This is a genomic window from Pseudomonas putida (genome assembly GCF_001636055.1).
Taxonomy (GTDB): Bacteria; Pseudomonadota; Gammaproteobacteria; order Pseudomonadales; family Pseudomonadaceae; genus Aquipseudomonas; species Aquipseudomonas machongensis.
The window spans coordinates 105,842-130,006 of sequence record NZ_CP011789.1; the positions used below are offsets into that span (position 1 = coordinate 105,842).

The following is a 24,165-nucleotide window of genomic DNA, read 5'->3' on the forward strand; positions in this document are numbered from 1 at the left end:
CGTGCGCCTGTTGCGCCGGCTATGGCCAAGGACGCTGTTCGGCCAACTGCTGCTGATCATGATCAGCGGCACCCTGCTGATCCAGTTGATGTCCAGCAGCATCTGGTTCGACGTGCGCTTCGCCCAGGTGTTCGAGGCCCCGGTGCGGCTGATCGCTGCGCGCAGTGCCCCGCTGATCGCCCAGGCGGACTGTCACGCCGGCCAATTGCAGGTGCCGCCGCGCTACCACCTGCGCTGCGCCGAATCGCTGCCCAACGCCCAGCGTGATGATCGACGCGGGCGGCACCGCATCGAACTGCTGCTGCACCAGGCGCTGGCCTACGAACTCGGCCACGACCAGCTGGCGCGCCTGCTGAAGGTGCAACTGACCGATGAGCTTGGTCAGCCGATCGTCTGGCGCAGCCTGTTCGGCCTGCGTACCGCTCAGGCACATCTGCAGTTCGCCGTGCCGATGGAGGACGGCCACTGGCTGGTGATCGACGGCGAAGAGTTGCAGGGCTGGAGTGGCGAGTCGGCCTGGGTGCTGATCAGCGACTACCTGCTGCGGGTATACGCTTTGCGCATCGTCGCCGTGCTGCTGGTGTGCCTGGTGGCCGTGCGCCTGTGCCTGCGCCCACTGCGCCGTCTGGCCGATGCTGCCCGCGGCCTGGGCCGCAACCTGGAGCAACCCGCCCTGCCCCTGGAGGGCCCCGAGGAAGTGCGCCAGGCGGCGCAGGCGTTCAACGCCATGCAGCAACGGTTGATCGCCATGGTCAACGACAAGGCCTACTTTCTCGCGGCGGTCTCCCACGACCTGCGTACGCCACTGACCCGCATGCGCCTGCGCCTGGAGCGACTGGAGGATGGCGAACACAAAGAGCGCCTGCGGCAGAACATCGTGCAGATGGACGGCATGATAGGCCAGGTGCTGGATTATCTGCGCGCGGGGGAGCAACTGCACCTCGAAGCCGTGGATGTCGATCACCTGGTGGCGCGCGCCTGCGCCGACCTGGCCAGTGCCAGCGAGCCGCTGCCGGTGCGCGGCCAGGCGGGTGAGGCGCGGGTCGATGCGCTGTTGCTGCAACGCTGTTTGCAGAATCTGCTGGTGAACGCCTTGCGCTATGGACGGGAGGTGACGGTGGCGCTCACCCGTGAGGACGCCGGGGTGCGCATCGCGGTCGAGGACCGTGGGCCGGGCATCGAGCCGGCCCTGCTGGCGACCATCACCGACCCTTTCGTGCGCGGCGAAGGCTCGCGCAACCAGGGCTCTGGCGGCTACGGGCTGGGCCTGAGCATCGTCCAGCGCATCGCCACCAGCCACGGCGGCGCGCTGCGCTTGGCGAACCGCGACGGCGGCGGCCTGCGCGCCAGCCTGTACCTGCCAAGTGCCTGAGCGGTGACCGACGGCAAGCTCACCAGACAGAATTGGGCATGAACCGGACATTCATCCGATAACGCCGACCACGGTGACTCCGTATTCTGGACCCATGCAGCAAGGGCTACCCCACTGCACCGGGTCAAGCAGCGAACCACGATGGCTGCCTCGCCCGACTCACCCCAACCTGATAGGAGTCGCCGCCATGAAATCGATCACTACCCTCTTCCTCAGCGCCACCCTGATCGCCACCAGCGTCAGCGCTTTCGCCGTTCCGAGCAAACCCGAGCAACCGGTCGTCGCCGAAGGGGGCTTCGAACGCACCCCGGCTGGCCAGCGTGTCGCCGAAGGTGGTTTCGAGCGTACTCCGGCTGGCCAGCGTGTCGCCGAAGGTGGTTTCGAGCGCACTCCGGCTGGTCAGCGTGTCGCCGAAGGTGGTTTCGAGCGTACTCCGGCTGGTCAACGTGTTGCCGAGAACGGTTCCGAACGCACCCCTGGCATGCTGCGCGTCGCCGAAGGCGGCTCGGAACGGCTGCGCGACCACCTGCAGCGCGGTTGAGGCCATGTCCATTCTCCGAAGCGTGCGTCTGGCCAGGCGCACGCCGGTCTTCGAGGCATCACAACCGTATCATCGAGACCGTCGAACTTTGGGACGCTGGGCCTTTGAAGCTCTATCGGCTTGACGCTTGTGTCGATACTCGGCAAGTAGCACGCGCATCTCTCGGTATTTCTTGCTGTTGAGTACCAGCAATGCCAGCAGCGCGACGACTATGATGCTCAGGAAGATCCCCATGTGCGGCCGGAACCCATAGGTCGGCAACAGGAAAACCACGGAGCCGATACAAAGGGCGGCGACCACCCATACCCCCCAGTCACGACCTCGCACTACGGCGGCATGCGCCGTGACCAGCGTCACCACCAGCACACCAAGGCTGAGCGGATAGTTGATCTCCCGGCTGCAGTCACGGCAATAGGTACTCCACACCAAAGAGAACGTCCCAGCCATGGCGTACAGCGAGAGAAAATACCCCGCCAGGAACACCATGAAGTAGCGATCGAGAAACTTCTGAAGGTCAGGGTGCCGACTCATTACTCGAACTCCTCATAGAGCCCCAGAGCGATGCTCTTGGTCTTGTCCTGCACCGTCCCGCTGCCGACAAAACCGATGGAAGCGCCAAGCGAATCCTTGATCAGTGTTTGAGTGGCGTGCTTGATCTGCGTGGGCGTGTGACGCTTGATCAGCTCGCCCGTGCTCTGTTGCAGCTTGAGTTGCTTCGCGGTGAGCGAAGGATGCTTGATCGACAGCAACTCGCGGGTGAGAGCGCTACGCTGCTGACGGCTCAATGAACGGGTCAGGTCGAGCCAGTTGGCGCCCGTGGCCGCCTTGCGCACCTGCAGGAAGCGTACAGTCGTGAGGGCCGAGCTACCGACGCCGAGCAGCGATATACCGTCGAGCAACGGTGTGGCCGCCCTGTACCAGGCCTCCTGTTCCATCGCATCATTGGCTGACGGGTCGTTGACCTCGTTGACCGTTCTGACAACACCGATAACGCACTGTGCGGTACTGGCGGTTGCTGCTGCATATCCGGCAGCGGTAAGCGCGAGGCTCACACCGCCGGAGAAGGGGACGGCGATAGTGCCGCTGAACATGACGACCCAACCCAGGATCGCACCAGCGCAGGAGAGCGTGGTGCCTACCGCCTCCTTGACCACGCGCGACTCACGCGGGTTGGTCTGCAACTGGTTCATGAATTGCTGGGGCGCAATGTAGCGAGGCGCCTCGCGCAGGATGATGCGCTTGGGCTTGATACTGCAGATCGGCTGAAACTCGCGCAGCACGATCACGTTGTAGTCGGCATCGATATACACGACACCCGCACCGACGATGCCAGGGTCGGCATCGATCGCCTTGAACAGCTTCTGCTGGTCGATACGCCCCTGCAGGCGCTGCTGCGCCAGAAACTGCGAGGTGTTGGCCAATTCGTTGACCAGAAGGTCTTTCATGAATACGTGTCCTTACTCAGCTACAGGCTGGCCTGTCCACAGCACAAAGCCGCTCCCTACCGAAGCGGCCTTGCGTCGCGAAAGGGGCGCGATGCACCCCTGTAATCCCATCAAACGTTCGGGCAAGGCACCGGTGCCCAGTCACCCATGTCCGGGTTGCGGCACATGCTGTTGACCTGATCCACGCCCGCCTTGGCCACCTGCTGGGCTTCAGCTTTCTTGCCGGTGGCGTTCTGCAGGGTCTTCTCGGTGGCGACTGCTTCGGTCGGCACTTTGGTGTTGGTCTTGCCCGCAGCCTGGCCCTTCTTGGTGCCAGACTTGCTGGTCGCTTTCGGTGGCTGGACCACGGCCACCACTTCCGAACGTTGCACACCCACCTGTTTGAGGTCCTGCTCGTAGGCCTGGGTGTAGTTGTTCAGGTTCTCACCCAGACGACCGTTGACGGTGCCGAGCAGCTGGTTCGACTCGTTCAGGCCGGCAACGATCTCGGCCAGGCGCTTGCGGCCTTCGGTATCGTTGATACGGTTGGCCTTGCGGTTCTGGATCAGGCTGGCGAATTCGCGCTGGTAGCAGGCCTGGGACGCCTTGGCGTACTGGGTGGTGCGGTCCAGGTCGGCGGCGCTCTTGTCGATGTCGGCGGCGTAGGAAGCGATGCGCTGCTTGTCGTCGCTGATCTGCTTCTGGCGCTCGGTGTAGTAGCCCGCCGCACCACCGACCAGGGCACCACCGGCCGCGCCGATGGCAGCGTTGCGACCACGGTTGTCACCGTCCACCAGGGCGCCGGTCAGTGCACCGCCTACCGCGCCGAGCAGTGCGCCGGTGGCGACCGAGCGAGTCATGTCGCCGTCAGTGGAGCGCAGGTGCTGCACCGGCTCGTAGCAGTTGGGGTAGTACTCCACCTTGGTCGTTGCACCGATCTTGGAAACCGGCGAGCCGGCGCAGCCGGTCAGCAGGACGCTGCTGAAACCGGCAGCCAGCAGCAGGGCGGCACGGGCCTTGGAAGCGGTGATCAGGGAGGTGCGATTCAAGCGCATGGTCGGGTTCTCTCTCGGGTTGTGCTGATCCGGCCTGCTTCATGCGGGCCGGGGTCTTTTTTCAGGGTTTCTTCAAGGTCGCGGAGCAGCCGATGCCAGCAGCTCCTTGAGGATCGTCGCCGGGTCGGCCCGCCGGTTCTGGCGGTACTCCCCGACGTGGCGGACGAACAGGGTGGCGCGGGTCTCCAGGCTCTTGCCCAGCACCGGCTTGCGCTCGAGCTCTTGCTTGACCCGCTGGAACTGCGCCTGGATCACCGCGTCGGTGTAGCGCGTGCCGCTGGCCAGGTTGTCGATGTAGATCGCCAGCGCGCCGTCCAGCGCGCTGCGGCCGTTGGCGATGGCGGCGCCATACATGCTGGCGCTGGCCTGGTCGCCCGAGGCCTGGGCCTTGGCCTGGGTGTTCTGCAGGTTGGTCAGGCGGATGTTGTAGTTGTTGATGGTCTCGGCCACGAGGGCCGCCGACTGGATCAGGTTGCCAGCCGCTTCCTCGCGCTGGCGGGCGATCAGCGAAACATTGCGCTTGAGCTCTTCGTTGACCAGACCCAGCTCGGCCTGCAGGCGCGGGTCGCTGGCGCCGGCGATGATGCCGTCCAGGCGCGTGGTCGGGTCGTCGGCGGCATTGATGTCGTCGGTGAGGCCAGCCAGGCGCCCCTCTTTCTGCCACTGCTCGAACAGCTCCTGGTAGCGCGAACGCGGCGCCGACAAGGCACCGATGGCGACGCGGAAACCGGTGGTCTCGTTACGCTGCTCAGTGCCGTCGGCACCGAACAGCGGATACTCGCGGCGCATGCCAGTGAACAGCGTGGTCTCGCCTTCCAGGTAGTTGCCACCCTTGACCACGAAGCCGCCGTAGGCGCCCTGACGGCGACCAGCGTGCACTAGCTGGAACGACTCCTGGACCATTTCGGCGGCATTGCCGATCACATCGAACATCCCGAGCGGGTTGGGTTGCTTGGTCCCGATCGGCATCAGTCGCGCAGCCTGTCCGGTGCCACCAGCAACCTGGTTGAACACCGCCCAGTCGGCCAACGGCCCGTCACTGTCGCTGCCTTCGACCTTGCGCGGGAACAGCCGGCCATCGAGCTCCTGGCGGCTGACCGCCGAACCGCCGCGGGCGGCGAACTCCCATTCCACTTCAGTGGGCAAGCGCACGAAACCGGTCCCGCCATCTTCGGCCTTGCTGCCCCGGCCACTGACCGGCAGCAACTCGCGGTGGTGCTTGATCAACCAGGCGCTGTACACCGCAGCGAAGCGCTCGGCCTCGAAGCGCGACAGCTTGACCTTGGGCAGGCGACCGGCGGCCTCGGTGACCGGTTCGCAGGCGGGCTCGGCCTCGCCGCTGGCCAGCGACTGAGCCTGGGCCATGACCTGGGCATACTGGCGCGCTGTGACCTCGTACTTGCCGATGAAATACATCATCGGTTTGAGCGGGCTGCCCGCCTCGACCTTGGGCAGGCTGGCGCCGACCTGCTTCTGCCAGGCGGGAGACAGGTCCTGCAGGCTGAACTGGCCATTGATGAAGTCGCGGCGATATCCGGAAATGAACGACTGCTTGTAACCCGCCTCGCCTTCGCTGAAGGGGTAACCCAGGTTGACCTCGCGGTCAGCGAGGCTGCCTTGCGCCAGCACGTAGACATGTCGGAAGACAATCTCGCCGCCACAGGGCAGCGGCAAGCTGACGTCGTCGGCCAGGGGCTTGGGGTTGTCCAGCTTGCTGGTGGCGGCGGGGTCGGGCGTGGCGGTGTTGACCGCGGAGGCCTGGGACTTGTCCTCGCCATCGGCGGGGGAGCAGGCCACAAGGCCCAGTGTGGTGACGATCAAGGCCGCTACCTTGAGGCGAAGTTCAGACATCACGAATTCCTTGCGAGGCGTCGATCCGCGCCACCCGCCAGCCACCCAGGGCGGCGGCAGCGGTGCTGGCCGACAACACGGCGAGCAGCGCGACGAGATAGTGCATGGGCAGCAGGTGAGCGGCGTATTCGCCGGGCACCTGCATGAACAGTCGGTTCAGGCCGTGCTCGGCCAGGGCATACAACAGGGCCGCCAGCCCGGCGGCGAGCAGGCCGCTGTACAGCGCCTGCAACACCACGAACAACAGCAGCGCGGCAGTGCCGAAGCCCAGCAGGCGCAACACCGCCAGCTCGCGCTGCTTGCGCTCGACCGCCGCCACCGCACCTGCGGCAACCGCCGCAACCGCCCCGGCCACGGCCAACGCGGCGATGATCCAGAACACCAGGTCGAGGTTGCGCCCGAGCGACTGCACCTGGGCGATCTGCGCCGCCTGGGTCGAGACCAGCAACTGGCGCTCGGCGAAGAACTGGCGCAGCGGCTCGACGTCCTCGAGCGTGCGGGCATACAGGCGAAACGCCGGGTAGACCCGCGCCGCGCTGCCGGCCTGCAGCTCGCCCGCCCACTCCAGCGCCGGTACCGCACGCCCGTCGCGGTAGTCCTCGGCGGCCTCCAGCAAGGCCAACGGTGCAAACAAGGCGTCGCGCTCGAACGCTGCCAGCGGCAGCACGGCACGCACGTGCAACGAGGTCTGGCGCCATTGCACCTCGCCCGCACGCTGGCGATTGAAACTGGCCTGCAAGTGATCGCCAGGACGGGCACCGAGCTTTTCCGCCGCGGTGAAACTCAGCACCACGTCGCGCAGGTCGGCTGCATCGGGGGCCACGGCGCCGTCGAGCAACGGATCGCCGGGCGCGGTCGGCAACATCTCGACCGTCACCCCACGCCCTTGTGCAGGCAGCAACAGCTCGGCGGTGGCGGCGATCTGGCGGGTGCGCGGGATGGCGAAGGCGACATCCGGACGCGCCGCGAGCCCGGCGATGAAATCGGCAGTGAAACGTCCCCCACCCAAGGGAATGACCTCACGCACACTCGGGTCGCGCTGCAGACGCTCGGTCAGGCTGCCGATCAGGCCGAACTTCAGGCCGAACAGCACCAGCAGTGGCGCAATCACCGCCACCAGTGCCAGCACCGCGCAGGCGGACAGCCGCGCGTCGGTGCGATAGTCCTGCCAGGCCAACCCGGCGATCAGCAACGGGCGCATCAGGCAGCCTGCCCCAGGGTCGCGATGACACCGCCTTCGGCATCGCGTCGACAGTGCATGCGCAGCACCCGCAGCCCGGCGTCGCGGGCCAGGGTCTCGTCGTGGGTGGCGATGATGCAGGTCACCCGATGCGCCTCGGCCTGGCGCAGCAGCAGCTGCATCACCCGCTCGGCATTGACCGGATCGAGCGCTGCAGTCGGCTCGTCCGCCAGCAACAGCGAAGGCGCATGGGCCAGGGCGCGGGCACAACTGACCCGCTGGCGCTGGCCCAGCGAAAGCGCCGCCGGACGCTTGTCCAACTGGTCGCTCACATCCAGCGCGGCCGCCAGGCGCTCGACGCCACCGTCGTCGGCCAGCCCCAGCAACTGACGGGGCAGGCGGATATTGCCGCGTACGTCGAGAAAGCCCAGCAGCCCGCCCGCTTGCAGCACATAGCCCAGGTGCCGGCTGCGCAAGGCGGCCAGCCGGTCGAGTCGACGACCACGCCACAGCCCGGCGACATCCTGCACGCTGCCCTCAAGTTCCAGGGTGAAGGCGTCCGCCGCATCCGGCGCCAGCACCAATGCCAGCAGGTCGAGCAGCGTGCTCTTGCCGCAGCCGCTGGGCCCGACCAACGCCACCCGCTCACCGGCGCCCAGACGCAGATCACCGATCTCCAGGCGGTAGCGCCCGCGCGTCTTGTGCACCCCCTGCAGGCTGATCATCACGGCAGCGTCGACAGCGGGACACGGTACAGGGCGTCGCCCGGCTCGGCGTTGCCGAAGCGCACCCAGTTGGCCATGTCGTTGTGGAAGGTTTCGTAGAGGCGAATCTTCGAGTCGAGCTCGTCGATGAAGTCCTCCTGCTCGGCGACCGACAGCGACAACCACAGATCCTGGGTCATGCTCAGCGACTTGCTGCGATACGGCAGGCCTTCGAGGTACTCACCGAGCACGCCGCCCTGGGCAAGGTTGGCGCCCTTGCTCAGCGCGCCCGGGTCGCGGCTCATGTAGGCACTGGCGCTGGCGATTTCATTGAAGAAGTCGCCCGGCGAGCTGCGTGTCTTGCGCGCCGCATCGACGATCAGCTTGAGCGACTGCTGCAGGTCGTTGAGCTGCAGCTTGGTCAGCATCACGCACACCTGCAAGGTCGGCAGCGCCGGGTTGGTCAGGTCACGGTCGGCGGTCCAGGCACTCACCAGTTGCGGCGCCTGACTGGCGCTGCGGCGGCCGAGGAAGTCCATGTGCATGGCATAGCCCACGGCCTGGGTCTTGGCAGCAAGGCTGGAGCCACTAGCGAGCAGCGGCACGGCCTGCGGTTGCTGGTTGCGTACCTGGTGAACCAGCTCGGCGAAGGTCGAACCGATCTCCTGCACGCGCGCGCCAAAGGCGTTCACATCGCCGCCCGGCACCCCCACGTAGAGGTCGCCGATACGCGGGTTGCTGTCGGCGGTGAGCACGCGGTACTGCTGCTCGGCCGAGCCGTGGTTCTTCACCCCGGCGGGGGTGCGCAGGTGCAGGGCGTAAATCTTGATCTGTTTGCTCAACGCCGCCTGACGCACCTCGGCTTCGTTCATCCGCGTACTGCTCTCGGGATCGCTCTTGCGCAAGGCGCCAGCATCGCTGACCAGCAACACGATGCGCCCGCCGTAGCCGGACCAGTCCATGCCCTCGACCGCCTGCATGACCCCGGCGAAGGCATCCTCGTTGAACGAATGGCTGGACACGGTGGTGGCCTTGACCTGCGACGCGGCCTTGAGAAAGCGCGCAGGGTCGCGGCCTTCATCGAGGGTGACCAGGGTCTTGCTCAGGTAGTCCAGGCCCGGCGTGCGCTTGACGCTGTTGCGAAAGCCCACCAGGCCAAAGCTGACGCTGTCCAGCTCACCGCGTGCCGCCAGTTGCTGCTGCAACTCGCTGACCACCTGGCGCACCCGGTCGATGTAGGGTTGCATCGACACCGAGGTGTCCACCACCAGCACGATACCGGTGCGGAAGCTGTTGTCGCCGGCGCCGGCAACACCTGCGGCCTGCGGCGTGCTGCCGGCCGCACTGCTGCCGGGATCGATCGATGCGATGTTGAGCAGTTGCACCGGCTGGCCGTCGGCGTCGAAGCTCTCGCGGTAATCGAAGATCGGCATCAGGTAGAACTGGTCCTGCGGCACCGCGTTGGCCGCAGGCTCCAGCGCCAGCACACGCGGTACCTGTGCTGGGTCGTTCTGTGCCTTGAGCAATTGCGCGCGGGCCTGGGAACTGTCGTCGAGCAACTGCTGCACATCGTCGGGCTGACGCATGAACATCACCGGCGCACGACCAGAGCGTTCGGTGAACTTGAGCACCAGGCTCTGCTTCCAGTCGCTGGTCTGCTCTGCAGCCAGCCAGCCCTCGCGCGCACCATCGCTGGCAGCACCGACCTGGACCCAGGCTTTGCCGTCGATATCCTTGCGCTGATAAACGTAGAGCACCGAGAAGGCCGGCAGGCTGTCACCGGCAGCGCCACCAGGGGTGTCGGCCAGGCGTGCGCCGGGCTTGGTCAGCACGCGCTGGAACAGGGTCTTCTTGCCCGCCATGAGCAGCGGGCGCTGATCGTCCTGCGAGGTGCTGGCGACAGGAGGTGGCGCGCTGGGTGGGGCCGGTGTCTGTGCCACAGGTGTGGCGACGGCGGGTTCGTCGTGACCGGCGAACAACCAGTAGCCACCCGCCGCGAGGCCCAGTGCCGCTGCGATGGCCACCGCCAGCAGCGCCACCGCAGGCTTTTTCTTCGGCGCAACGACAGGCGCCGGGCGGCCTTGCTCTGGCTCACGCTGGACGGGCTCGGGTTGCGCATGCGCCTGCGGAATCTCGATGGACACTGGCGTCAACCCTGCGAGCTCGGGGGCCGCCGGGGGCACGACCAGTGGCCGGATCACCGTGCTCTGGTTGTCGTCGGCCGGCAGGCGATCCAGTGCCGCCAACAAGGCAGCGGCATCGGCGAAGCGTTCGTTGGGGTCCTTGGCCAGCAAGCCGCGCAGGATTTCCTGGTAGCGCCCATGCTCGATGGGCAACTCCGGCAGCGGCTCGGTCAGGTGCGCCAGCGCCGTGGACAGTGCATCGGTGCCGCTGTAGGGCAGCTTGCCGACGAGGATTTCGTAGAGCACCACCCCCAGCGCATACAGGTCGGCGCGCCCGTCGATCTCAAGCCCGCGCGCCTGCTCCGGGCTCATGTAGCTGGGCGTCCCCACCGCGAAACCGGCCTGGGTGAACTGGGTGTGATCGTCCAGGGACTTGGCGATGCCGAAGTCCGACAGCACGGCGTTGCCATCGGCACGGAACAGGATGTTGGCCGGTTTCACGTCGCGGTGCACCAGGCCTTGGGCATGGGCATAACCCAGCGCCTGGGCCATCTGGCGCACATAGACCAACCCTTGCTCCGGCGTCAGCCCGGCGGCGATGCGCTCCTTGAGCGTGCCGCTGGGCAGGTACTCCATGGCCATGTAGTACAGCTCGCCGACATTGCCGATATCGTGGATGGTGGCGATGTGCGGATGGGCCAGGCGCGCAAGGGTGCGGCCTTCGCGCAGGAAGCGCTCGCAGAAGGTCGGATCGGCCGCCAGGCTCGCGGCCATCACCTTGAGCGCGACCTTGCGCTGCAATGAGCGCTGGGTGGCCAGGTAGACGCTGGCCATGGCGCCTTGGCCAATCTCGCCGTCGATGTCGAATCCGGGGATCTGCATGTCCATGATGTTCTTCAATTGGCCTTCACCACCACGGCGGTGATGTTGTCGGGCGCGCCTCGGGTCAGGCCCAGGTGGACCAGGCTGCGTACTATTTGATAGGGGTCGGCATGGTTGAGCACCTCGCCGATCTCGAGGTCTTCGGCGGTCTTGGTCAGGCCATCGCTGCACAGCAGGTAGGTGTCGCCAGGGCGCACCTGCAAGGCCACGGCCTGCAGTTCCAGGTGGTCCTCGACACCGATGGCACGGGTCACGATGTTGCCGCGCGGATGCACCCGGGCCTCGGCTTCGCTGAGCAGGCCACTGTCCTGCAGTTCCTGGACGTAGCTGTGATCGTGGGACAGGCGCTCGATGCGCCCGCCGCGCAGACGATAAAGACGGCTGTCACCGGCCCACAGGCCGATGGCCTGGTCGCCGCGTGCGGCCAGCACCACCACGGTACTGCCCATCATCGCCACGCCACGGCGCGCGGTTTCCTCACGGACCGTGAGGTTGACCCACGCCAGGCCGTCACGCACTTCGTCGGCGAACTCCGCCAGCGAGTCGAGCTTCGGCAGGCGGCGCAGGCTGTCCACTGCCAGGCTGCTGACATAGTCGCCCGCCGCATGGCCACCCATGCCGTCGGCCACCGCCCACAGGCCCGCCCAGGTCAGGTCCAGGCAAGCGTCCTCGTTGATCTTGCGTACCATGCCGACATGGCTGTAGCTGGCCGCGGTGTACTGCAGGTCGGTCATGCGCGTGCCGCCTCGCTACCCAGAAGAAACCCGGCGAAATCCTCACTGCGCGGCAGGCCCGGATAGCGCATCAGGCCCGGCGCAATCCGCTCCGAGCCCCTGCCCCACCACAGGCTCATGCCTTCGCAGGCGCACTCGGCCAGTGCTCGCTCCCGCCCTTCAGGCGTGGTCGCGGCCAGACGTTGCAACCCACCCACCGCAGGCGCGCTCGCTATCCCCTGTGGCAGCGGGGTGGTGCCGCGATAGGGCCGCACCGCATCCTCGAATGCCTCGAGCTGCGCACCTTCCTCCAGCGTGCCGAGCAAAGCCGCTTCGACCTGCTCGAACCACTCATCCACCCCCACCACCGCAACCGCCACCGAAACCTGCGGCTCCAGCGCCTGCGCCACGGTCAGCGGAAAATACCGCCCGACGCGATCGATGCTCGGCATCACCACCCCGATCATCGCCTGCGGCCCGCACACGCCCGCGGCCAGGGCAAAGCGCCACAGCGGGCTGACCAGGTACGCCTGCAGCCACTGCTCGCCCAGTTGTCGCTGGCTGGCCTGGATACCTGCGGCCAGCCACTGGTCCCAGGGCTGGATGAAACTCTGTGGCAGGTCGCGGCTAACGAAGTCGCCGCGGCAGGCCATCTTTCCGTAGAAACCGACGTCGTTCACAGGCGCTCCGGCAGGCTGAAACCGCTGACCACTCGGCTGCGGAACGGGTTGAAGGCGCTGCTGGCACGCAGCTCATAGGACACGCTGGCACCGTCGACCCGCAGGCGCAGGCTGAAGCGCTCGGGCGAGGTGCCGGCGATCAGGTCGGACTGGTCGAGCAGGCGGAACCACGCCCACGGGCCTTCCAGCGTGAGCCCCGAGCGGCCACTGGCCGAAGGAGGCGAGATCGACAGGCGCACCACGCCGATGCTGTTCGGGTTCGGCCACTGCAACGACACCGGACGGCTCGGGCCGTGGTCATAGCTGACCTGTTGGCCATCGAGGTCGAGCATGAACTGGGTGATCGACGCATCCATCGCCACCGGCTTGAGCTCGAAACGCACGCCTGGCGTCAGGCCGCTGCTGTTACGGAAGAAGGCATCGCGAATGGTCGCAGCGCGCTGGAAGGTGTTGAGCACACCGGCATTGATCCCCAGCTTCTGCGCCGCCCCTGGCTGCCAGCTCCACGGCGACGTGGAGGTGTTGACGTAAGGCTGCAGGTATTTGCGGAAGTAGTTGTCCATCACCCCGCCAACACCGAAGAACTGGCCGAAGTCTTCCAGGGTCGCATCACGCGGGCTGCCGGCCGTCAGCGGGTAGCGACCGCTGAGGGACTGGCGGTAGACATTGACCACCTCGCTGGTCCAGGCGGCATTGAGCTGGTTGCGTACGCCACCCATGACGATGGCGTTGGTCGAGCCAACCACCGAGCCGACCAGGTTCTGCACCACTTTCGGCTGCCGCGCGGCACCGAGCGAAACCCTCTGCGAGGCAGCCTGAGCCTGGTTCTTGGCCTCGCCCAGCAGGGCTTCGCCACTGGCGCCGACCATCGCACTGACCTGTACGTACAGGGCGTTGAGATCGGCGAGCAGGCCGTCGATCGAGCTTGGCTGGCCTTCGCCACCTTCGACCAGCTCGGCCAGTTCGGCGAAGTGTGCGGTCACAGGGTCCACCTCACGCGCACCTTGCTCAGTGCCCGGGATCGGCGTGTCGCCGAGCAGACCACCCAGGCGCTGGCGCAGTTGATCGACACCGGCCTGTTCGACCTTGGCCTGGGCTTTGTCGAGGGTGGTGGGCTGCTGCAGGTCGGTTTCCTTGGCCACCGCCTGCAACAGTTTCTTCATCGGCGAGGTAGGGCCGGACAATACCCGCAGCACGTCGGCGGCCTGCCCGACACTGGTGATCGGGACGAAGTCCAGGTCGGCCAACAGCGCGTCCCAGTGGCGGATGTAGTCCTGGTAGTAGAGCTGGCGCACATCGTCGGCCAGGCGCTTGGCATCGCTGGCCTCGCTCAGCTCGCGACCAAGCACCCAGCGCTCTTCGGCGAGGGTTTCGCTGTGGGCGACGCTGGCAGCGAGAAACGCCTTGCGATAACCCTCGACAGTGAAGATCCCCGGCAGCGGCTCGGTCAGCGGCTTGCCACTCTTGCGCTGGAATACCAGCGCGGCATCGCGTCCAGCGGCGTCGCTGATGCGAAAATCGCTGACGCCGGCCGGCAGCTTCTGTCGCTTGACCCGGTCATACACACGTTGCGCCACCGGCAACTGCTGCAACTGGCGGCGGGTGTCGTCGATCAGGCGTTGGTCGAGGCGCGCATTCGGCGGGCGCTTGTCGAACAGCGCCGCCAGGTGCTGTTCAAGTGCCTGGCGCTGCTCGGGGGCCAGATCGCGCGGCAGATGGCGCTCCCAGTCGAGACTGATCCAGGCCTTGAGGAAGTCAGCGTCGTAATGCTCGCCGTCGGCCAGCATCAGATAGGCCTTCAGGCCCTCGTACAGATAGTCGGAAGGACCGCCGGCGTACAGTTGCTCCTCGATGCGGGTGACCAGCCGCGGGGCGAAGATCGCGATCAACAGCTTGCGATAGACGCTGGTGGATTCGGTCTCCAGCATGTCGCCCTGGTACAACCCGAGCCCCTCGGCCCAGGCCGGCGGATCGTCTGCCAGACGGCGCACGGCGTTGAGCAGCGGCAGCACTTCGATCACCTCGCGCTGCGCCGGGCTCAGTTCCTGCACGCTTTTGCCCAGTGGTTTGAGGCGGCTGTCGACTTCGGCGATGTACTGCTGGTTGGCGCGGTAGCTCAGGGTCCACAGGGTGCCGACCACCAGCACCAGAGCCACGCTCAGCGCCAGGGCACCTCGGGTGATCCACTTGCGGCGCTGCTCGACCTTGGGGTTGCTGCCCACCAGCCCTCGCTCGGCGAAGGCCACGGCGCTGAACAGCTTCTCGATGAAGTAGCTGCGTCCGGTGCCGGTCTGGCGCGCCAGGTGCGCGCGGTCCAGGCCCATGCTCTGCGCCATGCTGCCGATCAGGCGATCGATGGGGCTGCCTTCCTGGGTGCCGCTGGTGAAGTACACACCGCGCAGCAGCGCCCGCGCCTCGAAGGCGTTGGGTTTGAACACGCCGTCGAGGAAGGTCTTGAGATTGCCGCGCAGTGCCGCGAACTGCTGGACGAAGCCATAGATCAGGTCGCGCCGCGCCGGGTCGCGCTCCTGCTGCAGGCGCTCGACCAGACGCTGATTGAGGCGTTGTTCGAGCAGGCCGAACTCCTGGTCGAAGCCGGCCAGTGGGCCGTCGCCCTGCTGCCCGTCATCCAGCGCGAAGGTCATGCCCCACACCTGGGCGCGCTCGTCCTTGCTCAGGTTGTCGAAGTACTCCATGAAGCCCGGCACCAGGTCGAGCTTGGTGAGCATCAGGTAGATCGGGAAACGCACACCGAGCTGGCTGTACAACTCCTGGATTCGGGTGCGGATCGCCGCGGCATGGGCGGCGCGTTCAGCGTCGCTGCCCAGCAGCAGATCGGACAGGCTGATCGCGATGAACGCCCCGTCGATAGGGCGACGCGAGCGCTGGGTCTTGAGCAGGTCGAGAAAGCCCAGCCAGGCGGCCTTGTCTACCTGCGCATGGCTGTCCTGGGTGGTGTAGCGCCCAGCGGTATCGAGCAGCACCGCCTGGTCGGTGAACCACCAGTCGCAGTTGCGCGTGCCACCGACACCACGGATGGCGCCCTCGCCCAATTGTGCCGCCAGCGGGAAATGCAGCCCCGAGTTGACCAGCGCGGTGGTCTTGCCGGAGCCCGGCGGGCCGATGATCACGTACCACGGCAGCTCGTAGAGGTTGCGGCGCTCGTCACCGCCCAGGCGCGCTTTCTTCAGCAGCACCAGGGCCTCGTCCATGCGTTGGCGCAGGGTCGCCAGCTCTTCGGCGGTGGCCAGGCTCGCAGGATCCGGCGCGGTTTCGGCGGCCAGGCTCTCCATCACCTTGGCGGCCTGGCGACGCGCCTGGACGATGCGCCAGGTACGGTAGGCAATCCACACCGCGAACAGCAGGACGATCAGAATCCAGCGCGGCGCGGGCGGCGCCAGCACGTCCAGCAGCGGCCCGATGAACCAGATGATCAGGCTGAGGGCGATCAGCCCCAGCACCAGGATCACCCAGCGAATGACAAAACTGAAAAACGCCTTCACTCGACGCCCTCCGCCAGTACGGTGATTTCGACCCGGCGATTCTTCGCCCGGCCCTGTGCGGTGTCGTTGGAGGCCAGCGGCTCGGTGTCGCTCAGGCCTTGCGCGCTGAAGCGCTGCGGCTGCCCGGTGCGCGCGGCGAGCATTGCCTTGACCTCTTCGGCACGAGCCTGGGACAGCGCCCAGTTGGAGGGGAAGCGGATCGTGGCGATGCGCTGGTTATCGCTGTGGCCAGTGACGCGCACGTTGCCCTTCACCTTGGAAACCGCCTCGGCGATACGCAGCATCAGCGGCTCGAAATCGCCTTTGATACTGGCGCTGGCAGACGCGAACAGCTCGTCGCCACGAATGGTCACAACAGAGCGGTCGACCGCATCTTCTACCGAGACCCGACCGGCCTTGATGTCATCGGCAAGGAAACCTGCCAGGCGCGGGCGCTCGACCGGCTTGGGCTGCACCACCGGGCGATCCATGGCCTGTACCGGGATTTCACCCAGGGCATGGATGCCGCGAAATACGGGTTCTGCATCGGAGGCCAGCTTCAGGCGCAGACCGAACAGCAACAGCAGCAGCAAGGCCAGGGCCACCGCGAGCCCTACCCAGGGCGGCACGAACTGGGTCAGACGATCGCGGCTGACCGAGACGCCGCGCCAGTGCGGGGATAATTCGCGCTCGATCTCTCCGCGCGCGCTGCGCAGGGTCGCAGCGGTACGCTCACGCAGCGCCTCGAGCTGTGCACGCCCCCCGTTCATCACCCGGTAGCGGCCCTCGAAACCGAGGCTGATGCACAGGTACAGCAACTCCAGCAGGTTCAGACGCTCGCGCGGGCTCTGCAGGCAATGCTCAAGCAACTGGAAGACCTTTTCACCGCCCCAGGCTTCGTTGTGCACGGTGATCAAGAGGCTCTGCTTGCCCCAGTCGCTGCTGCTGCCCCAGGGGGTGCTGAGCACGGCTTCATCGAGGGCGGTGCACAGGGCATAGCGCGCCAGCAGCACTTCGTTGCGCGGTACACCGCCAGCCTCGGCGCGCTCCTCGAACTGGCGCAGGTAGGCGAGCAGCTGCGCGCGCAGGCTCGCCGGGGCTGGATGGGCGATGGTATTGCGCAGTCGTGTAAGCATTGCCAGCAGCGGACCGGCCGCCTGCTCCAGCGGATTGAGGCCCTTGCCCTGGCCCGGCGCCAGCGGCTCGGCCGGTACGCTCAGCGGCGGTGGTGCGGCCTGGGGTGCCGCCGTCGGCTGCGGGCCTCGTCCGCCCGGGCGAGGCATGAACTGGGTGCGGTCGTTGGCCTGCGGATCGTCGTGCTGCATCGCGGCTTATCCTCGAATGGCCCAGAAGGCCAGGTTCAGGCCAGGGAACTCGCCAGCGACGTAGAAGGCGAAGCCTCCCGAATGTTGCAACTGCTTCCAGTGCTCGCTGCCGCGGTCGAGTTCGAAATAGGTGGAACCGGCATGGAACGGAATCTGCCGCGGCGCCACCGGCAACGGCAGCAGGCCGATGCCAGGCAACTGCAGATTGACCAGGTCGCGGATGTGCTCCACCGAACCGATCTTGCTCTGCTGGCCGAAGCGGCTGCGCAAGGTCTCGCCCGGCACATCGGCGCGCACCACGAGGATGAAACTGGCGCTGTCCAGCAGGCTGCGATCGGCGAGCATGGCCACGTGCACGCCGTAGGCTTTCTCGACGATCGGAATGGCCACCGCCTTGCTGTCGATCAGCATCGACAGCGCTTCACGCAGCGATGCCATCAGCGGCTGGAAGGTCGCCGCAAGATCATCGTGCTGGTACACCGGGAAGCTCTCGGGGCGACGCCCCTCGCGGGTGAAGGTGGCGAACTCGCCTGCCAGCGCCACCAGTTCGCTGTACAGCCGCTCGGGGTGCAGCGGGCTGAGCTGGCCGAGGTGCTCGATCAACGGCTGTGCGCGGTTGACCAGTTGCAGCAGCATGAAGTCGGCAATTTCCGAGGCGCCGCCATTGGCCGAGGCCACCACCCGCCCGGCCAGTGCCTCGCCACGCTGGTGCAGCAGCCCCAGCAGCTCGCTGCGAAAATTCGACAGCGGGTTGCTGGCCGCCACATCCAGCAGCGGCGGGATGTAGCTGTCGTCCAGCACCAAGGCCCGGTCGGCACGCTTTTCCCGGATGCGCACCACACCCAGCGCGGCAAAATCGCCCAGGCCATCTTCCTCACGCAGCAAGCGCAGCGCGCGGCCTCCCAGGGCCAGGGGTGCGCGATTCTCGAACGGCGCGTTGTCGTCGCGCACTTCGCTGACCCGCGCCACATAGCGCGCGCCGTCCAGCGCCTCGCCTTCGTCGACGGTGTCGCGGGCACCGGCACGCTTGAGCGGCAGGCCCAGGTGAATCACCCCGTCGCGCAGGTCGTCGGGAATTTCCAGAGGCGCCGGTGGCAGGTCATCACGAGGGATATCGAAGGGTGTGCCGTCCGGCAACAGGCCACGGGCACTGAGGATCGCCAGCTTGCCCTGGGCCAGCAGGCCCTGGTCGACCAGCAGCTCGGAAAAGCCCCAGGCCGCGCTCGACAGAGGGCGGCTGCGGGCATCGATGAAGTTTTCCAGATAGCGGTCGTGCTGCTGGAAGTGCTGGGTCGTGATGAACATGCCTTCCGACCAGACCACACGATTGTTCCAGGACATGGGTTCTCCGTTTGCCTAGCGGGCAGGCACAGGTTGTGGGGTGGCCACGGCGCTGCGCACGGCGCGCACATCGAGGCTGATCTGGTAATCTCGAGGCGGTACGGCCAGCACGCTGCGCCACTGCGCACGGTCGATCTCGCGGTAGCCGACCACCAGGCCGACCTGGCGCGTCGCCGGGTTCAGTGGGCGATCCAGCTGCAGTTGACGACCGGGCTGCAGCAGTACTTCGTCCTGGTCGATCAGGTCGGCGCCCAGCGTGGCCTGCGCCCGTTCGGCCAGGGCAAAGTAATCGGCGCGCTCGAAGGCGGCGGCGTTCTTCAGCTCGAAGATGCGCACCCGCACAGGTGCCGGCGTGCCATCGGCACCGGGGTTGAGCCCGGCGGCGGCGCTGAAGTACAGGGTGACGCCTGGCTCTGCCGGCTCAGCGTCGGAGCTCGGCACCACCGACGCATCCTTGCTGCAGGCACTGAGCAGCACGAAGGCCAGGGCTGCCATCAGTCTTGTTGCACTCATCCTCGTCCTCATGACGTATTGGTGTTCTTCCTGCCTTGAGAATCAGCCTCAAGAGCGTTGCAGTCGGGCGTTGTGTGCCTCGTAGGCACGGCTGAACTCGCGGCCGAACAAGTCCTGGAAATCGTCCTGGGCTTCAGCTGATATCTGCCCGTACAGCTCGGTGAACTGCTGCCAGCAATGGGCTTGGCGCGAGCCGCCGAATACCCTCGACAGGCCTGTGGCCGGCGCCAGGCGAGCCTCCAGGCGGGCGGGCTCGAAACGCGTCAGCACGTGCTTGATCGCCGCCTCGACGCCGGCCATGACCGCCAACTGGTGGGCGCGCAGGTCATCGAAACTGTCGCGTACCGCCTGGTCGGCGGGCATGAACGCCTGGTTGCCCTGGCGCAGCAGCAGCAACAGCGCCTCATCGGCGTTGGGGGCGAATTTCAGCGGGTTGTTCTGCACCGGCGCGATGGTGGTCTGCTGCATGCGGAACTCGCCCTTGAGGCTGCTGCGCGCGCGCAGCACGTCGATCAGACCCTCGACCATCAGGCGGTAGCTGCGGCCCACCGCCTCCATCTGCGCTGCGGCATCGCCAGCGTCAATGCGCAGGTGCTCGATGCCCGCACCGCGCAGGAACGCCTGCAGCAGCGCCTGGTCGGGCATGGCCTGGGTGGGGGGCGGGACGGGTGCGGGTGCGGGTGCGGGTGCGGCGACAGGTACAGGCGGTGGAGGCACTGGGGCAACAGGCGCGATCGGCTCTTGCGCAGGCAGGGGGCTGGGGGCCGGGGCCTCGTCGAACAGGTTCCAGTCCGCCGGAATCACCCCCGGGGCGGGTGCGGCAGGCGACACGGCGGGCGTTACCGGCGCGGGCGGACGAAAGTCGTGCTGCTGGGCCGGCACATGGTCAGGTTGGCTCGCCGCTGGCACGCTGGCGGGCCCAAGGAAATCGAAGATGTCGGGCAGCGTGTCGTGGCTCGAAGCCCCTTGCAGGAAAGCAGCCGGGGCGGGTGCAAGGGGGGGCTCGGAGGGCGTCGCCTGCCCGGCCATCAGCGCCTCGAAGCTCTGTGCGCCAGGCTGGCGATTCTCCTCCAGCGAGAACCCCGAATCGATGCGCGCCTGGATCTCGTACTCGCCAATCCGGATAACTTCGCCATCCATCAAGGGCTCGCTGTTTCCGCGGCGCAAACGCACGCCAGCGTGTACCAACTCCACGCCATTGGTGCTGCTATCGGTCAGGTAATAACGGCCATCTCGAAACTGGATGACACAATGATTCGACGATACCAATCGCTCAGGATCCGGCAATACCCAATCATTGTCCGGACTTCGCCCGATGGTGACGGCACCAGTCTCCACAAGCATCTCCGCACGCTGGCCCGGAGTAATCTTGTGATAACTAGTGATAGTAAGGCAAAGTGCCATCACGCCTCCTGCATATAATGTGTATCGTGATTCCATTCAAATGAGTGGATAGCGAAAATCGCCAATAAATCCTTAAAAAACAACGACCTAAATAACATCTTTAGCTGTTTTATCGCGACATATCGGCGAATTTAACCACAGCAGCAAGGCACATTGATGGCATCCGACAGATGGGCCTTCAAAGCTGCAAACTCGGTCACACCTCCACTCGGGGGCGGGTAGCTTACCTTGACAGCATTTTGGAAATAAACCATAAATGCGCAACTTTGGAGCCTGCCATTGATATCACGCTGACATCAACCGCCCGCTCCTCTACAAGTTTTTGTGCGCCAGTTCACATTTGCAACTTCGCGCAACTAACGCCCCGCCACGGGCCGATATGGAGATCGATTCCTGGTGAACTCGCCGCTGCTGCTCGCCGCTATTTCCGATGACTTCCCATGCGGTGAAGATCTCGAATACGACGCGGACTTCCTGCAACTCGAACGCGATGCGCAAGGGCGTCCGGAGCGGGTCATGGGCGATGCGGTACAACCTGCCGAACCGCCGCAGTGGCGCACCATCGAGCAGACCTGCACCGACCTGCTGCAACGCAGCAAGGACCTGCGCATCACCCACTTCCTGGTGCAGTCCAAACTCGCCTTGCAAGGCTTCGTCGGCCTGGCCGCCAGCCTGGAACTGATCCGCGACCTGCTCGGCGAATACTGGCTGCACCTGCATCCGCAACTCGACGCCTCCGACGACAACGATCCGACGGTGCGTGTCAACGCCCTGTCCGGCCTGACCTGCGACGCCAACATCGCCCTGCTGCGCGAAGCCGTGCTGGCACGCTCGCGCGCCTTCGGCCCGGTCACCTTGCGCGCGGCCCTGCACGCCGCCGGCCTGCAGCACTTCGCCAGCGAAGACCTGAGCGTCGAAGCGCTGGCCGCTGCGCTGCGTGATGCCGACCCCGATGAGCTCGAACAGACTCGCCAAGCCCTGAGCCTGGCCCGCGAGGCCTGCGAAGCGATCGAGCGCCGGGTCAGCGACCAGGTCGGTTCGGCCAGCGGCGTCGACCTGTCGGCACTCAAGCAACCGCTGCGCCTGGCACAACAGGTACTGGCCGACTACGCCCCCGGCGGCTCGCCGCCAGCCGCCGAGAACAGCGAAGCGCCGCAGGAAGATTTCCAGAACGACCATTCGACGTCCGCCGCCGCAGTTCCAGCCGCTCGTGCCGCTGCACGCCCCGGCGAGATCAACAACCGCGACGACGTTCAGCAAAGCCTCGAGCGCCTGCTCCAGTACTACGCCCGCCACGAGCCTTCCAGCCCGTTGCCGGTGCTGTTGCGCCGGGCCAAGAACCTGGTCAACGCCGATTTCGCGACCATCGTGCGCGACCTGATTCCCGAGGGCCTTTCGCAGTTCGAGAACCTGCGCGGGCCCCAGGACGACTGATACCACCGACAGCCGCAACGAACGACAGCGCCCCCAGCGGCGACCAGGAGGAACCACGTGGCCAAAGACAGCTCCCAGAAATTCATCGCGCGCAACCGCGCGCCGCGAGTGCAGATCGAGTACGACGTCGAACTGTATGGTGCCGAGAAGAAGGTACAGCTGCCCTTCGTCATGGGCGTGCTCTCCGACCTCGCCGGCAAGCCGGCCGAACCACTGCCCGCCGTGGCCGACCGCAAGTTCCTGGAAGTCGATGTCGACAATTTCGACTCCCGCCTCAAGGCCATGAAGCCACGGGTGGCATTCAACGTCCCCAACGAGCTGACCGGCGAAGGCAACCTGAGCCTGGACATCACCTTCGAGAGCATGGACGACTTCAGCCCGGCCGCCGTTGCGCGCAAGGTCGACGCCCTGAACCAGCTGCTCGAGGCGCGCACCCAACTGGCCAACCTGCTGACCTACATGGACGGCAAGACCGGTGCCGAGGACATCATCCTCAAGGCCATCAAGGACCCTGCCCTGCTGCAGGCCCTGGCCAGCGCCCCGAAACCTTCCGATAACGAGCCGAGCGCCTGAGGAGCCCGCCATGACCGATCCGTTGCGCGATACCCAGGCCCAGCCGGCCACCACCGAGCAGGCCAGCGAATTCGCCAACCTGCTGCTGCAGGAATTCAAACCCAAGACCGAGCGTGCCAAGGAAGCCGTCGAAAGCGCCGTGCGCACCCTGGCCGAACAGGCCCTGGCGCAGACCAACCTGGTCTCCAACGATGCCATCGGTTCGATCGAACAGATCATCGCCGCCATCGACGCCAAGCTCACCGCGCAGGTCAACCAGATCATCCACCACGATGACTTCCAGCAGCTGGAAAGTGCCTGGCGCGGCCTGCACTACCTGGTCAACAACACCGAGAGCGACGAGCAGCTGAAGATCCGCGTGCTCAACATCTCCAAGACCGACCTGCACAAGACCCTGAAGAAATTCAAGGGCACCGCCTGGGACCAGAGCCCGGTGTTCAAGAAGCTCTACGAAGAGGAATACGGTCAGTTCGGCGGCGAGCCCTATGGCTGCCTGGTGGGCGACTACTACTTCGATCAGTCGCCGCCCGATGTCGAGTTGCTGGGCGAGATGTCCAAGGTCTGTGCGTCGATGCATGCGCCGTTCATCGCCGCTGCATCGCCAACGGTGATGGGCATGGGCTCGTGGCAGGAGCTGTCCAATCCGCGTGACCTGACCAAGATCTTCACCACTCCGGAGTACGCCGGCTGGCGTTCGCTGCGCGAATCGGAAGACTCGCGCTACATCGGCCTGACCATGCCACGCTTCCTGGCCCGCCTGCCCTATGGCGCCAAGACCGACCCGGTCGAGGCCTTCGCCTTCGAGGAAGATACCGACGGCGCCGACAGCAGCAAGTACACCTGGGCCAACGCCGCCTACGCCATGGCGGTCAACATCAACCGCTCGTTCAAGCACTACGGCTGGTGCTCGCGCATCCGCGGCGTCGAATCGGGCGGTGAAGTGCAGGATCTGCCGGCGCACACCTTCCCCACCGACGACGGTGGCGTGGACATGAAGTGCCCGACAGAAATCGCCATTTCCGACCGCCGCGAGGCGGAGCTGGCCAAGAACGGCTTCATGCCACTGCTGCACAAGAAGAACACCGACTTCGCCGCCTTCATCGGCGCGCAGTCCTTGCAGAAGCCGGCCGAGTACGACGACCCGGACGCCACCGCCAACGCCAACCTGGCTGCCCGCCTGCCGTACCTGTTCGCCACCTGCCGCTTCGCCCATTACCTGAAGTGCATCGTTCGCGACAAGATCGGCTCGTTCAAGGAAAAGGACGAGATGCAGCGCTGGCTGCAAGACTGGATCCTGAACTACGTCGACGGCGACCCGGCGCACTCCAGCGAAACCACCAAGGCACAGCACCCGTTGGCGGCGGCTGAAGTGGTGGTGGAAGAAGTCGAGGGCAACCCTGGCTACTACAACTCGCGCTTCTACCTGCGCCCGCACTACCAGCTCGAAGGGCTGACCGTGTCGCTGCGTCTGGTCTCGAAGCTGCCTTCGGCCAAAGGCGCCTGAGCCTGAACCGGGGCCGCTGCGCGCCCCGTCGCGGGGCAAGCCCGCGATAGGCTGCGCAGCAGCC

The 24,165-nt window shown here is 66.1% G+C and carries 19 protein-coding genes; 5 read left to right on the top strand and 14 right to left on the bottom strand.

The features are described from left to right. Window position 1: 1 nt before the first annotated feature. Both AB688_RS00515 and AB688_RS00520 read left to right on the top strand, forming a co-directional pair. A complete protein-coding gene (locus tag AB688_RS00515) occupies window positions 2-1,372 on the top strand; it encodes an ATP-binding protein (RefSeq protein ID WP_063541533.1) in 1,371 nt (456 codons plus the stop codon). Window positions 1,373-1,559: 187 nt separating this feature from the next. Next, the gene (locus tag AB688_RS00520; protein ID WP_063541535.1) at window positions 1,560-1,913 is read left to right on the top strand and encodes a hypothetical protein; all 354 of its coding nucleotides are present in this window, start codon (window positions 1,560-1,562) and stop codon (window positions 1,911-1,913) included. A gap of 69 nt (window positions 1,914-1,982) precedes the next feature. Here the strand turns inward: AB688_RS00520 and AB688_RS00525 are convergent, their stop codons facing one another. The 14 genes from AB688_RS00525 to tagH form a co-directional block, all read right to left on the bottom strand. Continuing rightward, on the bottom strand, window positions 1,983-2,444 hold the full coding sequence (locus AB688_RS00525; protein WP_063541537.1) for a hypothetical protein: 462 nt from the start codon (window positions 2,442-2,444) through the stop codon (window positions 1,983-1,985). Further along, a complete protein-coding gene (locus AB688_RS00530; RefSeq protein WP_063541539.1) occupies window positions 2,444-3,358 on the bottom strand; it encodes a hypothetical protein in 915 nt (304 codons plus the stop codon). The genes AB688_RS00525 and AB688_RS00530 overlap by 1 nt, the downstream gene beginning before the upstream one ends. A 110-nt stretch (window positions 3,359-3,468) precedes the next feature. Beyond that, the gene (tagQ, locus tag AB688_RS00535) at window positions 3,469-4,392 is read right to left on the bottom strand and encodes a type VI secretion system-associated lipoprotein TagQ (protein WP_063541541.1); all 924 of its coding nucleotides are present in this window, start codon (window positions 4,390-4,392) and stop codon (window positions 3,469-3,471) included. 72 nt (window positions 4,393-4,464) lie between these two features. Then, window positions 4,465-6,243 carry a formylglycine-generating enzyme family protein gene (locus AB688_RS00540; RefSeq protein WP_063541543.1) on the bottom strand — a complete coding sequence of 593 codons (1,779 nt, stop codon included), beginning with the start codon at window positions 6,241-6,243 and terminating at the stop codon, window positions 4,465-4,467. Then, a complete protein-coding gene (locus AB688_RS00545; protein ID WP_063541545.1) occupies window positions 6,236-7,444 on the bottom strand; it encodes an FtsX-like permease family protein in 1,209 nt (402 codons plus the stop codon). The genes AB688_RS00540 and AB688_RS00545 overlap by 8 nt, the downstream gene beginning before the upstream one ends. Beyond that, window positions 7,444-8,148: an ABC transporter ATP-binding protein gene (locus tag AB688_RS00550; protein ID WP_054891238.1), complete on the bottom strand. Its 705-nt coding sequence runs from the start codon at window positions 8,146-8,148 to the stop codon at window positions 7,444-7,446. The genes AB688_RS00545 and AB688_RS00550 overlap by 1 nt, the downstream gene beginning before the upstream one ends. Next, complete coding sequence (locus AB688_RS00555; RefSeq protein ID WP_063541547.1) at window positions 8,148-11,138, bottom strand: serine/threonine-protein kinase; 2,991 nt, start codon at window positions 11,136-11,138, stop codon at window positions 8,148-8,150. The genes AB688_RS00550 and AB688_RS00555 overlap by 1 nt, the downstream gene beginning before the upstream one ends. Window positions 11,139-11,146: 8 nt before the next feature. Continuing rightward, window positions 11,147-11,866, bottom strand: a complete 720-nt coding sequence (locus tag AB688_RS00560) for a PP2C family protein-serine/threonine phosphatase (RefSeq protein WP_063541549.1) — start codon at window positions 11,864-11,866, stop codon at window positions 11,147-11,149. After that, entirely contained in the window at window positions 11,863-12,525 is a 663-nt protein-coding gene (gene tagF / locus AB688_RS00565) for a type VI secretion system-associated protein TagF (RefSeq protein WP_155738176.1), read from the bottom strand. Before tagF ends, AB688_RS00560 begins: the two co-directional genes overlap by 4 nt. Continuing rightward, a complete protein-coding gene (gene tssM, locus AB688_RS00570) occupies window positions 12,522-16,028 on the bottom strand; it encodes a type VI secretion system membrane subunit TssM (RefSeq protein ID WP_063541551.1) in 3,507 nt (1,168 codons plus the stop codon). The genes tagF and tssM overlap by 4 nt, the downstream gene beginning before the upstream one ends. Further along, window positions 16,025-17,332 carry a DotU family type VI secretion system protein gene (locus tag AB688_RS00575; RefSeq protein WP_063541553.1) on the bottom strand — a complete coding sequence of 436 codons (1,308 nt, stop codon included), beginning with the start codon at window positions 17,330-17,332 and terminating at the stop codon, window positions 16,025-16,027. The genes tssM and AB688_RS00575 overlap by 4 nt, the downstream gene beginning before the upstream one ends. 6 nt (window positions 17,333-17,338) lie before the next feature. Next, the gene (gene tssK / locus AB688_RS00580; RefSeq protein WP_054891233.1) at window positions 17,339-18,673 is read right to left on the bottom strand and encodes a type VI secretion system baseplate subunit TssK; all 1,335 of its coding nucleotides are present in this window, start codon (window positions 18,671-18,673) and stop codon (window positions 17,339-17,341) included. Window positions 18,674-18,688: 15 nt separating this feature from the next. Next, window positions 18,689-19,186, bottom strand: a complete 498-nt coding sequence (gene tssJ / locus AB688_RS00585; RefSeq protein WP_054891232.1) for a type VI secretion system lipoprotein TssJ — start codon at window positions 19,184-19,186, stop codon at window positions 18,689-18,691. 48 nt (window positions 19,187-19,234) lie between these two features. After that, window positions 19,235-20,590 (bottom strand): type VI secretion system-associated FHA domain protein TagH, encoded by a 1,356-nt coding sequence (tagH, locus tag AB688_RS00590; protein ID WP_063541555.1) that lies wholly within the window; start codon window positions 20,588-20,590, stop codon window positions 19,235-19,237. A gap of 396 nt (window positions 20,591-20,986) precedes the next feature. On the opposite strand from tagH, the gene tssA reads away from it, so the two are divergent. From tssA to tssC, 3 genes are read left to right on the top strand one after another with little or no spacing between them, the layout of a single operon-like run. Beyond that, window positions 20,987-22,024 carry a type VI secretion system protein TssA gene (tssA, locus tag AB688_RS00595; RefSeq protein ID WP_054891230.1) on the top strand — a complete coding sequence of 346 codons (1,038 nt, stop codon included), beginning with the start codon at window positions 20,987-20,989 and terminating at the stop codon, window positions 22,022-22,024. Between the two features lie 57 nt (window positions 22,025-22,081). Beyond that, window positions 22,082-22,597 carry a type VI secretion system contractile sheath small subunit gene (gene tssB / locus AB688_RS00600; protein WP_054891229.1) on the top strand — a complete coding sequence of 172 codons (516 nt, stop codon included), beginning with the start codon at window positions 22,082-22,084 and terminating at the stop codon, window positions 22,595-22,597. Between the two features lie 10 nt (window positions 22,598-22,607). Then, entirely contained in the window at window positions 22,608-24,101 is a 1,494-nt protein-coding gene (gene tssC / locus AB688_RS00605) for a type VI secretion system contractile sheath large subunit (protein ID WP_063541557.1), read from the top strand. The last annotated feature ends 64 nt before the right edge of the window (window positions 24,102-24,165 follow it).

What these genes read in the sequence shown, in the direction of transcription:
- AB688_RS00540 (WP_063541543.1), bottom strand. Translation starts at nt 6,243, where the DNA reads ATGTCTGAACTTCGCCTCAAGGTAGCGGCCTTGATCGTCACCACACTG.
- tssK (WP_054891233.1), bottom strand. Translation starts at nt 18,673, where the DNA reads ATGTCCTGGAACAATCGTGTGGTCTGGTCGGAAGGCATGTTCATCACG.
- tagQ (WP_063541541.1), bottom strand. Translation starts at nt 4,392, where the DNA reads ATGCGCTTGAATCGCACCTCCCTGATCACCGCTTCCAAGGCCCGTGCC.
- tssJ (WP_054891232.1), bottom strand. Translation starts at nt 19,186, where the DNA reads ATGAGTGCAACAAGACTGATGGCAGCCCTGGCCTTCGTGCTGCTCAGT.
- AB688_RS00520 (WP_063541535.1), top strand. Translation starts at nt 1,560, where the DNA reads ATGAAATCGATCACTACCCTCTTCCTCAGCGCCACCCTGATCGCCACC.
- AB688_RS00560 (WP_063541549.1), bottom strand. Translation starts at nt 11,866, where the DNA reads ATGACCGACCTGCAGTACACCGCGGCCAGCTACAGCCATGTCGGCATG.
- AB688_RS00550 (WP_054891238.1), bottom strand. Translation starts at nt 8,148, where the DNA reads ATGATCAGCCTGCAGGGGGTGCACAAGACGCGCGGGCGCTACCGCCTG.
- tssC (WP_063541557.1), top strand. Translation starts at nt 22,608, where the DNA reads ATGACCGATCCGTTGCGCGATACCCAGGCCCAGCCGGCCACCACCGAG.
- AB688_RS00555 (WP_063541547.1), bottom strand. Translation starts at nt 11,138, where the DNA reads ATGGACATGCAGATCCCCGGATTCGACATCGACGGCGAGATTGGCCAA.
- tagH (WP_063541555.1), bottom strand. Translation starts at nt 20,590, where the DNA reads ATGGCACTTTGCCTTACTATCACTAGTTATCACAAGATTACTCCGGGC.
- AB688_RS00545 (WP_063541545.1), bottom strand. Translation starts at nt 7,444, where the DNA reads ATGCGCCCGTTGCTGATCGCCGGGTTGGCCTGGCAGGACTATCGCACC.
- AB688_RS00530 (WP_063541539.1), bottom strand. Translation starts at nt 3,358, where the DNA reads ATGAAAGACCTTCTGGTCAACGAATTGGCCAACACCTCGCAGTTTCTG.
- AB688_RS00525 (WP_063541537.1), bottom strand. Translation starts at nt 2,444, where the DNA reads ATGAGTCGGCACCCTGACCTTCAGAAGTTTCTCGATCGCTACTTCATG.
- AB688_RS00575 (WP_063541553.1), bottom strand. Translation starts at nt 17,332, where the DNA reads ATGCAGCACGACGATCCGCAGGCCAACGACCGCACCCAGTTCATGCCT.